This is a genomic window from Lacrimispora brassicae (assembly GCF_054772055.1).
The window spans coordinates 295,610-307,048 of sequence record NZ_BRYH01000048.1 but is presented as its reverse complement, the minus strand read 5'-3'; the positions used below and the strand labels follow the sequence as shown (position 1 = coordinate 307,048).

Genomic DNA, 11,439 nt, shown 5'->3' with positions numbered 1-11,439 from the left:
AATTTAAGTATAGTAAAATAATAAACAATGACGATATTTCTATTTACAGAAAATATTTATTGACAAACGATAAATATTTGTTTATAATCAAGTGAATCAAAAAGAGAGAGGTGCTTTCATGAAACGCTGTTCGACTATCATCCTTCGGTGCGCTATTGTTTTCGCTGGAGTTGTCATGCTTGCCATATGTGGTGTTATTGCATGGATTGCTTTTTTTGAAAACAGGCCTGATCCATATCACATGGAATATATCGGGTTTATTGGGACATACGCAGCGGCCATACCCTATTTTATCGCGCTGCATCAAGCAATGAAATTGTTGAAATATATTGACACCCGTTGTGCGTTTTCGGAATTATCTGTAAAGTCTTTGGATATTATTACACGCTGCGCTATTGTTGTTTTTATTATTGTTACAGTGGGAGGATTACCTTTCTTTTATACACTGGTGCAATTGGACGATGACACGCCGGGGTTTGTGTTACTGGGCTTGTTAATCTCAGGTAGCGCTTTTTTAATTGCCGTTTTTACTTCCGTATTGAAACGACTTTTACAAGACGCTATCGATGTCAAATCGGAAAACGATTTGACAATATGAGGTGACGAATATGGCAATTGTAGTTAATGTTGATGTCATGCTGGCTAAAAGAAAAATGAGTGTTACAGAACTTTCAGAGGGCGTTGGGATAACAATGGCTAATCTTTCGATATTAAAAAATGGAAAAGCGAAAGCGATCCGATTTTCAACTTTAGAAGCTATTTGCAGAGTGTTAGAGTGTCAGCCTGGCGATATTTTGGAATATAAGAATAGCTGAGTGCAAAAATGCGGTTTGTCGTGCCACGGTAGAGCGGTAAAGCCTATGGAGAAAGAGAAATGGCTTCTTTGTCCTGTTTGTAAGAATAAGACGCGAATACGGATAAGAAACGACACGGAATCAAAAAACTTTCCCCTTTTTTGTCCTAAATGTAAACAGGAAACTCTTATTGAGGTGAAATAACTGAAGATGTCAGTTATCAAAGAGCCAGGCGCACAGACGCAGAGCCGATGACCGTGAGTGAAATCACGATTATCGGCTCTTTTGTTATGATAACGACCAATGCTATGCGATTGCTGATTACTTTAACTACGAAAGCCGTTGTTTGTGTCGATGAGCAAGCACATAAAACGGCGGCAAACAGGAGGTTGCCGCCATGTTGTATATTATCAGTTTTTCTTTGTTTTCTACCATGCCGCTATGGACTAATGGCGGCATAATTTAGTCAGCCGACAATGACGGTAAACTTCGGACCAATCTGAAAATGCAAAAGTACCGCAATACCCGCCGGAAAAAGAGGCAGGAATTCAGGGAGATTTGAAGCATTTCGGGATGATTGAGTAGGAGCACTTGTCCCATAATTTCTACAAGAATCTAATAGCCGGAGTACATATTATGATACTCCGGCTATTACTGTATAATTGCTATTGCTATCTTCAATCAAGTGTTCTCAGTGATATTTTTTGCTGCCTGAACAAATCTCAGTACATCCTCCGGTGCCTCCATACTGTACAGTAGTCCATAGGGAATACTGTAATCCCAATTGACTGGAATGGAAATCAGTCCGGGGTGAACATCCTGCCAGCATTCAATAGTAAGCAGGACATTTCCTGTTTCTGCACAACGGTTAAAGACAGAAAGATCGTAAAAATGCGGTGTGTCCTCAATATGGATTTCCCAGTGGTTCTTTTCCAAATCGTTGCGGATGAAATCGTTTACGACGGAATCCCCAAGCTGTACCATCATCAACGTTTCTCCGTACAAATCTTCTATATCTATGCAGTTTTTTTCTGCAAGACGGTGTTCTCTTGATACCGCAATCATTTTTTTGTATCGCCCAAGCGGCAGAAAATTACTGCGTGAAAGCCATTTCTGTGAGTCACATACGCCAATAAGAAAATCAAATTTTTCTCCTAACTTTTCAATTTCCGAGAGTATGCCCTCGTGGTTGTCCTCAAAGGGGACAAGGTGCAGCTTGTATTCGGGAAATTCTTTGTTTACACGGTACCATAAATCCATAAAGGGTTTCGCAGGGTTCAGTAAGGAGGTACCAACACAAAAGGTTGTGTCATTTGCGTGTAAAGCAGCCTTTGCGGCTGAAACAGATTTTTTGGAATAGTCAATCAAAAATTTTGCGTCACGATATATGACCGCTCCGGCTTCGGTTAAATGTATTCCGGCAGGAGTGCGTTGGATTAACTTCAAATCAAGATGACTTTCCAAAGAGTTCATCTGCTTCATAACAGCAGTTGAGGAAATATACAGAACTTTGGCTGCTTTTGCAAAGCTGCCACAATCGACAACAGTAATAAATGTATTTAAAAGTGGATTATACATGTCATACCTCCGACAAAAGTATAAACTTATAATTTATACTACATTAACACATTGGAGATTCTCAGTCAAGGGATTCCATTCTATAATAAAGGCAGGAACAAAGAAAGAGGTGCAGGAAATGTCCAATAAATTGATAGCATTTTATTCAAGAGCGGATGAAAACTATGTGAGCGGCATACTGAAATATCTTACTGTTGGAAATACGGAAGTTGCTGCGTCTATCATCAAAGAGTTTATGGATGCAGATATATTCAAAATCGAACAGGTAAAGCCCTATTCAAAAGGTTATAACGAGTGCATCGCCGAGGCCCAGTCCGATCAAAAACGAGATGTACGCCCTGAACTAAAGACATATCCAGATAGCCTCAGTGAGTACGGCACCATTTATCTTGGCTTTCCGAATTACTGGAGTACTATGCCCATGGCAGTATTTGCGTTTCTGGAGCATTTTGATTTCAGTGGCAAAACAATTAAGCCGTTTTGTACTCATGAGGGCAGCGGTATGGGAGTAAGCGAAAAGGACATAAAACAGTTGTGTCCGACTGCTAAAGTTGCTAAAGGTCTTGCAATTCACGGAAGTAATGTAGAAAAATCAAGAAAAGCGATTGAAAGGTGGACAAAAGTATGAAACCAACAGAAATGAGTGTGTTCCCCATTGGGAATACAAATGATGTGTTTGCAAAGTATTTTATCGGACAGAGCTATTTGAATATGCTTTCCACCGAACAGGTGGTAATCGGCAACGTAACCTTTGAGCCGAAGTCCCGTAACAACTGGCATGTTCATCATGCTGATCATGGTGGTGGTCAGATGCTGCTTGTTACTGCTGGCGAGGGCTGGTATCAGGAGTGGGAACAGAAGCCGAGAAAGCTAAAACCGGGAGATGTGGTTCATATTCCGGCGGGGGTTAAGCATTGGCATGGAGCTTCGGCTGATTCATGGTTTCAGCATTTGGCCATGGAAGTGCCCGGAGAGAACTGTAAAACAGAATGGTGCGAGCCGGTTTCGGACAACGAATACGAAAATTTGGAGAAAGAGGTGTAAAAATGGCAAAGGTAACAGCAGGGAGGGATGAGCTTGGGGGATTTGCTCCGAAGTTTGCAGAGCTGAATGATGATGTCCTGTTTGGGCAGGTGTGGTCAAGAGAAGATCAATTATCAGCAAGGGATAGAAGTATTGTCACGGTTACAGCACTTATGGCAAGTGGAATTTTGGATAATTCCTTGAAATTTCATTTGCAAAATGCAAAAAATCACGGAATTACGCAGGAAGAAATTGTGGAAATCCTGACCCATGCTGCTTTTTATGCAGGCTGGCCTAAGGCATGGGCGGCTTTTCGTATGGCAAAAGTGGTATGGGAAGAGGCGGCAAAATGAAGAATGTCCTGATCATATCGGCAAGTCCGAGAAAAAACGGCAATTCAGATATGCTGTGCGACCGCTTTGCACAGGGGGCAAGAGAAAGCGGCCACAATGTGGAAAAGGTATTTATTGCGTCAAAAAATATCGGTTACTGTCATGGATGCGGTGTGTGCAATCATACTCACAAATGTGTTCAGAAGGACGATATGGCGGGAATCCTTGATAAAATGGTAAATGCAGATGTTATGGTGCTTGCTACACCTGTTTATTTTTATTCCGTGGACGGACAGATGAAAACCTTGATTGATCGAACTGTGCCCAGATATACAGAAATCAGCAATAAGGATTTTTATTTTATTATGACCGCAGCAGATACCGAAAAAGCCAATTTAGAGCGTACAATGGAAGCATTTCGTGGCTTTACGGAGGATTGTCTTGATGGGGCAAAGGAAGCGGGTATCATCTATGGGACAGGTGCATGGCAGATTGGCGAGATCAAGGCTGCCCCTGCTTATGATGAAGCGTATGAGATGGGAAAGGCAGTATAAAATATGGGTTTTAAAAATGTAATGCTTTGGGCAGGTGCAGGGCAGATTGGTATGGCTATTGCCCGCAGAATGGGCTGTGGCATGAAAATTATTGTCGGTGATAAGAACGTTGAAAATGCACAGTCCACCGCAAAGATCATGAATGAGGCTGGCTTTGATGTTATTCCGGTTCAAATGGATTTGTCCTCAAGAGAATCTATACTGTCTATGATTGCAGAGGGACAGAAATATGGCGATATCAAAATGCTTGTCAATGCCGCAGGGGTATCACCAAGTCAGGCTCCCATTGAAACGATTCTAAAGGTGGATTTATACGGCACAGCAGTACTTCTTGAGGAAGTTGGAAAGATAATCTGCCAGGGTGGCGTTGGCGTAACGATTTCCAGTCAATCGGGATTTCGTATGCCTGCATTGACTGCCGGGCAGGATGAACAACTTGCCTGCACACCTGCAGAAAAGCTTTTAGGTCTTGAGCTTCTGCAAAAAGAAAACATCAAAGATACACTTCACGCATATCAGCTTGCAAAACGCTGTAATGAAAAGCGAGTAATGGCGCAAGCGGTGGAATGGGGAAAACGAGGTGCAAGGCTGAATGCCATAGCACCGGGGATTATTGTAACTCCTTTGGCAATAGATGAGTTCAACGGACCGAGAGGAGATTTCTACAAGAATATGTTTGCAAAATGTCCTGCCGGACGTCCCGGAACTGCTGATGAGGTTGCAAATGTTGCAGAACTTTTGATGAGCGACAAGGGCGCGTTTATTACTGGTTCTACATTTTTGATTGACGGCGGTGCAACGGCTTCTTTTTACTATGGAGAATTGAAACAGAAGAAATAAGACAATTTTGAGTAAGGATGGTAGTGTATGATGGTAAAATTGAATATGACAGAAGAATGGGATAAGGTGTTCCCTAAAAGTGATAAGGTAAATTATCGTAAGGTAACATTCCATAATCGCTATGGAATTACACTTGCAGCAGACCTTTATGAACCAAAAGATGCAAAGGATAATAAATTATCTGCAATCGCTGTATGCGGCCCTTTCGGCGCAGTAAAGGAGCAGTCCTCAGGTGTGTATGCACAGACGATGGCGGAGCGTGGCTTTCTGACTGTTGCTTTTGATCCGTCATTCACAGGCGAAAGCGGCGGCGAGCCAAGATATATGGCGTCCCCGGACATAAACACAGAGGATTTTCAGGCGGTAGTGGATTTTCTGTCCATTCAGGACAATGTTGACCCTGAAAAAATCGGCATTATAGGTATCTGCGGTTGGGGCGGTCTTGCACTGAACGCTGCTGCAATAGATACACGAATTAAAGCAACCGTAACGTCAACGATGTATGACATGAGTCGAGTAAATGCCAACGGTTACTTTGATTCCGAGGACAACGAAGCCGCACGTTATGAAAAGCGTAAAGCCCTAAACACACAGAGAACCAAGGAATACAAAGATGGCGTTTATGTGCGTGGCGGCGGTGTTGTTGACCCGTTGCCTGATGACGCACCGTTCTTTGTAAATGATTATTATGATTACTATAAGACCCGGCGTGGCTATCATGAGCGCTCCCTGAACTCCAACGAGGGATGGAATATTACAGGTGGTATGTCCTTTTTGAATATGCCGATTTTACAGTACAGCAACGAAATTCGCAGTGCTGTTCTGGTCATTCACGGAAAAAAGGCACATTCTTGCTATTTCAGCAGAGACGCTTTTTCTAATATGGTAAAGGATAATCCTTATGCAGATAACAAAGAATTGCTAATTCTTCCGGATATCGTGCATACAGACTTGTACGATGGCGGTAGCAAGGCTGCGATTCCGTTTGATAAAACGGAAGAATTCTTTAAGACAAATTTGAAATAATACGAGGGGGGAAAGCTTTGTGCAATCGGCATTTCAAATTTCTATCCTGATTGCATGGCAGATATCGCTTCTTTTGCCAGAATCAGACCTATGGTAAATCAAGTTGAAACGCACCCATACAATCAGCAGACTGTACCGCAAGTCCTGGGAACCAGCATGACAGCCGGACGTTCAAAGGTCTTTATGATAAGATTCAAAGGTTAGGAATAAAGACATTGATAGCAGATGCAGGATATAAGACCCCGGCTATAGCAAAGCTGTTGATTGATGATCAAATCCGGCCATTGTTTCCGTATAAGAGACCGATGACGAAAGAGGGCTATTTTCGGAAACACGAGTATGTCTATGACGAATATTATGACTGCTATCTTTGTCCTGCTAATCAGGTATTAGAATATCGCACCACGAACCGAGAGGGACACCGTGAATATAAAACCTTTGGGGAAACATGGGGGAAATGTCCGTATCTGAGCCAATGCACAGGCAGCAAAGATCATGTAAAAGTGGTAACATGCCACATATGGGAATCGTACATGGAGCAATGCCAATACATACGTCACACATCGGGAATGAAAGAATTGTATGCACAGCGAAAAGAAACCATAGAGCGTCTGTTTGGAACTGTAAAAGAAGCCCATGGCTTCCGATATACACAGATGATAGGGAAAGCCCGGATGGAACTAAAAGTTATGCTGACATTTGCGAGCATGAATTTAAAGAAACTGGTAAAAATGAAAGAAAAACTGGGATTGTTTAACCAGGCGGTGCATCATTTATTAACAAAAATCCATGAGAATATCTATTTTGAAAGAAAGACGGTGCTGGGACTTGTGTCCTGACACCGTCTTTGTCTACACTCTGAAACCTTCAGTATACTGAGGGTTTTATTGTTGGCAGCTTTTATCTTTACTAAATTAGACATCGAAAAATGAGAGTTGTCATGTTATAATTAGTACAGTTATTTTATAAAAAAAAAGGAGAAGCGCCGGAATTGTTGAAAATATATCCTGACACCAAGGGAATACCAGACTTGACGGTTATCAGAATTGCAGCAACAAGGAATATGGAAACAGTTATGTTGCTGGAACGAAAGGCTTCATAAATCAAAGGTTTTCGGGATTGTGGAAGAGGAGTGGACATGTGTTTTTTGACTTGATCAGTAGTCTGCGGAAACTTATTTTACCCCAGGGGTAAATTTATATGTTTGAAATTGAACTTAAGATTATGGCTATAATATGCAGTCAGGTTAATGAAGATAGGGGGGGTTAAATTGTTTGAAATTCGATATGCTTTAGAATCCGATAAAGAATTTTGGCTTACGCATGATGAACATATAAGTGAAAAAGAGCTGCTGTTAAAAATCCGAGACAGGCGGGGATATATCATTAGCGATGAGGATAAATCTATAGGAGTTTTGCGGTACAATCTGTTTTTGGACATTATACCGTTTCTTACAATGATTTATCTGGATGAATCCTATCGTGGCAGAGGTTTTGGCAGACAAGCGATGCTGTTTTGGGAACATGAAATGTGTGAGCTTGGCTATAAAATGATTATGACATCAACACAAGTTGACGAAAGAGCCCAGCATTTCTATAGAAAGCTCGGATACAAAGATAGAGGAAGTCTTTTTTTAGATAACACACCATTTGAACAACCCCAAGAAATGTTTATGTTAAAGATTTTTTAGCAGCATAATAAGCAATAGATGTTAATTTAAAGCGAGGGTGAATATGAATACTGATTTTGTGAACTTAACAACAGAAAACCTTGTCAATGAGCATTTATGCTGCATTATCCGCAGTAAAAAGCTCCATCAAGGTATTGAAGCAAAGCGACAATGGCTTTCAGACCGGCTAAATGAAGGTCATGTCTTTAGAAAGTTAAATGAAAAGGCTACGGTTTTTATTGAATATGCTCCTCTTGAAACAGCTTGGGTTCCCATAATTGGTGACAACTATTATTATCTGTATTGCTTATGGATTTCTGGTAGTTACAAAGGAAAAGGGTATGGGAAATCGCTGATGGAGTATTGTTTGGCTGATGCCAAAGAAAGGGGGAAATCCGGTATTTGTATGCTCGGAGCAAAAAAACAAAAATCTTTCCTTTCTGACCAATCATTTGCGAAGAAGTTCGACTTTGAGGTTGTTGATACTACCGATAATGGATATGAATTGCTTGCACTTTCTTTTGACGGAACAACGCCAAAGTTCGCACAAAATGTTAAAAACCAAGAAATTGAAAGCAAAGAGCTAACAATTTATTATGATATGCAATGCCCCTATGTCTATCAAAACATTGAGATGATAAAACAGTATTGTGAAACGAATAACGTTCCTGTATCTTTAATTCAAGTGGATACGCTACAAAAAGCAAAGGAATTGCCTTGTGTTTTCAATAACTGGGGTGTGTTTTATAAAGGAAATTTTGAGACAGTGAATTTGTTAGATGTCGCCTGCTTAAAGAGAATACTCAAAAAATAAAAATACAATTTCAGCTTTTCCCATTGATTATTAGGACCGTATTTTAAACAGTAGATCGAATGCTTGTTATCCATATAATACAAAGATAAGACTTACTTAAGAGTGATGTTTTATTATGGCATGGAAATTTCATAGATGGGGTAATGCCTAAACGTTTTAATTTGGTCTTTTGCCACAAGGTATTAAATAAATGTGAGGACAGGATATGTATTTAGAAAACGATAAATATTTCATTAATATAACAATCGACCCAACATATACAGTTGACTCTGCCGATAACAAACCATACGATTTAGTATTTAACCCTGCCAATAGGAAACATAATGATTTTTCAAAGACATTTTGTATTGATGTGGTAATGAATGAACAAACAAAAACAATGGCTTTAATAGGCGATTTCTACGGTTATGACAGCGAATGTGCTATACTGGAAGAGGATATCTTAACGGTTCTTCAAAATAATATGATATCTCAAATTGATTTATCAACCAATAGCTTAATTCAACATACCGTTCTGGATACACTTGGATGTAATTTCGGAATCTACCAGAAATCCAATTACTACATCATTTATGGGGAAATAGAGATTATTCGGTTAAATGAACAGTTTGAAAAGGTATGGACCTTTTCTGGTGAGGATATTTTTGTGAGTCAAAATGGAGAGTGTCCTTTTGAGCTGGCAGATAATATAATAAAGCTTAATGATTGGAATGGAACTTATTATGAGATTGATTTAAATGGAAATCTGATTATGATGCGATAGGAAGAAAAATGGGATACAGTTTTATATTCTGATGGAAATGTGAGATGCTACTCAATCTATAATTGATATTTGTGGCCATTAGTAAGTTAAGAAACTGTGAATAAAAGGATTTGTCAAGGAGAGTGTAAAGTTTTTCTATAAATTCAGTTTCTATGATAAGATTGAAGGGTAAAAGTCATAGTCTGGCTTTCACTCCTTGATTACGATATAGAATGAAGTCCAATAATATGTCAAGAGTCCCCATGTAAACATTAAATTGCTAATAAAATAATTGGAGAAAATACTTATGAAAAAGATGATGTTTCTATTATTGTTTTCCATCCTCTTAGTTGGATGTAGTGTGAAAACAACGCGGAAAACAGCAGACGAAAGGGGAAATCGTAAAGCCCCATATACCATTGAAGAAATAGGCGTATACGATGGAATGGAGATAGATGATAAAACCAAACATTATCGTGCGGAAATTACCATGAAAGATGTATGCAGAGGTGATAAAGCAAAAGAGATATATGAACTGGGGAAGACTCCTTATGCAGACAGCTATGAAGAATTAGTCGGGGACAATAAGGAAATGATTGTAGCCAGGTTTAACTTTCATGTGTTGGAAACAGAAGGGGATCAGCCGGTTGCTCTTAGCTGGGACGATATTACGATGTTTAAACTGGTATCGGAAAGTGGACAGACATATACATATTTTTCAACCAGACAATATATAGATATGGAAGATCTGCTATTTACGGATTTATACGAAGGTGGAAATCAAACAGGACATTTATTTTATCTGGTGGATAAAACGGATGAAAATCCACTGATTGTATTTGAGAGTAAAGTAAACGGGGGTATCTGGTTCAAGACAGTTATTCCTGACAAAGAACTGGGTGAGGACAGAATTATAGCAGAAGATTGGATCGATCCTAAAAAAGAGAAAGAGCGAACGTATTACCGGGAGATGGATAAGAATATAAAGATCCAGGAAGAGGAAGAAAATAAGGCTAAGTTGTTGAGGGAAAAATATGCTGGAAGCTTAAACTCACCACTTCCGGTAAGTGAGTGGGGAGTTGTTTCTGACCGTTATGAAAAATGTCTGTTAGAGTTTCAAGTTATGGATTTTATGCGGGGAAAATACGCAAAAGAATATGTCGCGAAGCAAAATCTATACGATTGGAAAGAAGGAAAAGAACTACCAGAAGGAAAAGAATTTTTGGCAGTTCATATGAAGGCCAATATAATTGACCTATCAGAGGAGAAGAACAAAAATGGAGTGTTCGTGATAAGCAGATACAATTTTTCTTTGATTCATAGCCAGACGGGGAAAGAATATTCCAGTCAGGATTGTATCCGCTTAAATTATGAAAACCCCAAATTGATGTTGGATCATGGGAGTCAAAATTTTTGGCTGGTATATTTGATAGATACATCTGATGCAGCACCTAAGTTAGTTTATAATAATTCATCTGATAAGTTGTTTTTTCTGATTTCTGAAGATTCTAAGCTGGAGGATGGAAAAGAGTCTTATCAGTCTGTTTACCGGCAAGATGAGTTTGCATATGATGAATCTCAGGAAATTGGAAGCCTATATCATCCTGTAGCAATGGGAGAAAGAAAACAAATTTCCTATAAATCGAAATATGACTCCCTTTATGATTTGCCATTTTCAGCCAGCTTGTGCATCTTAAATGGCTGGCGGGGAAAAGTGGCTGAAGAATACTATACATTAAGCAGTTCTTCTTCAGATGTTCCGGAAAATATGGAATTGATTGTGCTGGAAGTGGAGGTGGAAGTAATTGAGACGGAAGGAAATAATCCAATTGATTTTTCTTCCGGGTCTTTCTATTTATTTGATGGATATGGCTCGCGGGTAGATGAGTCCGCCTTTTATGGTTTCTCTATGAAAGAAGGTCTGGAAGGTGTATATGTGGGAGGGAAAACAAAGGGGTATATTGGTTTTCTAGTGCCCAAGCATAAGCCGGAACTTTTTCTTACATACAAAATAAATGATGGCGAAGAAAAAATACAGTTTTTTGAAATCAAATAATTAGATGTTGA

At 39.6% G+C, this 11,439-nt stretch carries 14 protein-coding genes and 1 pseudogene; 14 read left to right on the top strand and 1 reads right to left on the bottom strand.

What is annotated here, in order from left to right; translation table 11 throughout:
- The first annotated feature begins 118 nt into the window (after window positions 1-118).
- Genes ACYVD3_RS22380 through ACYVD3_RS22370 form a run of 3 tightly spaced genes read left to right on the top strand, consistent with a single transcriptional unit; the run spans window position 119 to window position 998 of the window.
- Entirely contained in the window at window positions 119-598 is a 480-nt protein-coding gene (locus tag ACYVD3_RS22380) for a DUF2975 domain-containing protein (RefSeq protein ID WP_460644713.1), read from the top strand.
- A gap of 10 nt (window positions 599-608) precedes the next feature.
- Window positions 609-815, top strand: a complete 207-nt coding sequence (locus ACYVD3_RS22375) for a helix-turn-helix domain-containing protein (protein WP_024295818.1) — start codon at window positions 609-611, stop codon at window positions 813-815.
- Window positions 816-860: 45 nt separating this feature from the next.
- Window positions 861-998 carry a cysteine-rich KTR domain-containing protein gene (locus tag ACYVD3_RS22370; protein ID WP_460644712.1) on the top strand — a complete coding sequence of 46 codons (138 nt, stop codon included), beginning with the start codon at window positions 861-863 and terminating at the stop codon, window positions 996-998.
- 477 nt (window positions 999-1,475) lie between these two features.
- Here the strand turns inward: ACYVD3_RS22370 and ACYVD3_RS22365 are convergent, their stop codons facing one another.
- Window positions 1,476-2,372: a LysR family transcriptional regulator gene (locus ACYVD3_RS22365; protein ID WP_460644711.1), complete on the bottom strand. Its 897-nt coding sequence runs from the start codon at window positions 2,370-2,372 to the stop codon at window positions 1,476-1,478.
- Window positions 2,373-2,490: 118 nt separating this feature from the next.
- Here ACYVD3_RS22365 and ACYVD3_RS22360 point away from each other — a divergent pair, with 118 nt between their 5' ends.
- From ACYVD3_RS22360 to ACYVD3_RS22310, 11 genes and pseudogenes are all read left to right on the top strand, one after another.
- Window positions 2,491-3,000 (top strand): flavodoxin, encoded by a 510-nt coding sequence (locus ACYVD3_RS22360; RefSeq protein WP_460644710.1) that lies wholly within the window; start codon window positions 2,491-2,493, stop codon window positions 2,998-3,000.
- A complete protein-coding gene (locus tag ACYVD3_RS22355; protein ID WP_460644709.1) occupies window positions 2,997-3,416 on the top strand; it encodes a cupin domain-containing protein in 420 nt (139 codons plus the stop codon). The genes ACYVD3_RS22360 and ACYVD3_RS22355 overlap by 4 nt, the downstream gene beginning before the upstream one ends.
- Before the next feature lie 2 nt (window positions 3,417-3,418).
- The gene (locus ACYVD3_RS22350; RefSeq protein ID WP_460644708.1) at window positions 3,419-3,748 is read left to right on the top strand and encodes a carboxymuconolactone decarboxylase family protein; all 330 of its coding nucleotides are present in this window, start codon (window positions 3,419-3,421) and stop codon (window positions 3,746-3,748) included.
- Window positions 3,745-4,281, top strand: a complete 537-nt coding sequence (locus ACYVD3_RS22345) for a flavodoxin family protein (protein WP_460644707.1) — start codon at window positions 3,745-3,747, stop codon at window positions 4,279-4,281. The genes ACYVD3_RS22350 and ACYVD3_RS22345 overlap by 4 nt, the downstream gene beginning before the upstream one ends.
- 3 nt (window positions 4,282-4,284) lie before the next feature.
- Window positions 4,285-5,121 carry an SDR family oxidoreductase gene (locus ACYVD3_RS22340; protein WP_460644706.1) on the top strand — a complete coding sequence of 279 codons (837 nt, stop codon included), beginning with the start codon at window positions 4,285-4,287 and terminating at the stop codon, window positions 5,119-5,121.
- 30 nt (window positions 5,122-5,151) lie between these two features.
- Window positions 5,152-6,147 (top strand): alpha/beta hydrolase, encoded by a 996-nt coding sequence (locus ACYVD3_RS22335; protein ID WP_460644720.1) that lies wholly within the window; start codon window positions 5,152-5,154, stop codon window positions 6,145-6,147.
- 143 nt (window positions 6,148-6,290) lie between these two features.
- Window positions 6,291-7,009 (top strand): annotated as a pseudogene (locus ACYVD3_RS22330) (transposase); the annotation flags it as partial.
- Window positions 7,010-7,417: 408 nt separating this feature from the next.
- On the top strand, window positions 7,418-7,837 hold the full coding sequence (locus ACYVD3_RS22325) for a GNAT family N-acetyltransferase (protein ID WP_460644705.1): 420 nt from the start codon (window positions 7,418-7,420) through the stop codon (window positions 7,835-7,837).
- Window positions 7,838-7,880: 43 nt separating this feature from the next.
- A complete protein-coding gene (locus tag ACYVD3_RS22320) occupies window positions 7,881-8,630 on the top strand; it encodes a GNAT family N-acetyltransferase (protein WP_460644704.1) in 750 nt (249 codons plus the stop codon).
- Between the two features lie 205 nt (window positions 8,631-8,835).
- Complete coding sequence (locus ACYVD3_RS22315; RefSeq protein ID WP_460644703.1) at window positions 8,836-9,393, top strand: hypothetical protein; 558 nt, start codon at window positions 8,836-8,838, stop codon at window positions 9,391-9,393.
- A 286-nt stretch (window positions 9,394-9,679) separates the two neighbouring features.
- The gene (locus ACYVD3_RS22310; RefSeq protein ID WP_460644702.1) at window positions 9,680-11,428 is read left to right on the top strand and encodes a hypothetical protein; all 1,749 of its coding nucleotides are present in this window, start codon (window positions 9,680-9,682) and stop codon (window positions 11,426-11,428) included.
- Window positions 11,429-11,439 lie beyond the last annotated feature (11 nt).

Bases quoted from the DNA above. Each gene is read 5' to 3' on its own strand.
- ACYVD3_RS22355 (WP_460644709.1), top strand. From the start codon at position 2,997: ATGAAACCAACAGAAATGAGTGTGTTCCCCATTGGGAATACAAATGAT.
- ACYVD3_RS22315 (WP_460644703.1), top strand. From the start codon at position 8,836: ATGTATTTAGAAAACGATAAATATTTCATTAATATAACAATCGACCCA.
- ACYVD3_RS22345 (WP_460644707.1), top strand. From the start codon at position 3,745: ATGAAGAATGTCCTGATCATATCGGCAAGTCCGAGAAAAAACGGCAAT.
- ACYVD3_RS22370 (WP_460644712.1), top strand. From the start codon at position 861: ATGGAGAAAGAGAAATGGCTTCTTTGTCCTGTTTGTAAGAATAAGACG.
- ACYVD3_RS22310 (WP_460644702.1), top strand. From the start codon at position 9,680: ATGAAAAAGATGATGTTTCTATTATTGTTTTCCATCCTCTTAGTTGGA.
- ACYVD3_RS22320 (WP_460644704.1), top strand. From the start codon at position 7,881: ATGAATACTGATTTTGTGAACTTAACAACAGAAAACCTTGTCAATGAG.
- ACYVD3_RS22380 (WP_460644713.1), top strand. From the start codon at position 119: ATGAAACGCTGTTCGACTATCATCCTTCGGTGCGCTATTGTTTTCGCT.
- ACYVD3_RS22350 (WP_460644708.1), top strand. From the start codon at position 3,419: ATGGCAAAGGTAACAGCAGGGAGGGATGAGCTTGGGGGATTTGCTCCG.
- ACYVD3_RS22360 (WP_460644710.1), top strand. From the start codon at position 2,491: ATGTCCAATAAATTGATAGCATTTTATTCAAGAGCGGATGAAAACTAT.
- ACYVD3_RS22375 (WP_024295818.1), top strand. From the start codon at position 609: ATGGCAATTGTAGTTAATGTTGATGTCATGCTGGCTAAAAGAAAAATG.
- ACYVD3_RS22365 (WP_460644711.1), bottom strand. From the start codon at position 2,372: ATGTATAATCCACTTTTAAATACATTTATTACTGTTGTCGATTGTGGC.
- ACYVD3_RS22340 (WP_460644706.1), top strand. From the start codon at position 4,285: ATGGGTTTTAAAAATGTAATGCTTTGGGCAGGTGCAGGGCAGATTGGT.
- ACYVD3_RS22335 (WP_460644720.1), top strand. From the start codon at position 5,152: ATGGTAAAATTGAATATGACAGAAGAATGGGATAAGGTGTTCCCTAAA.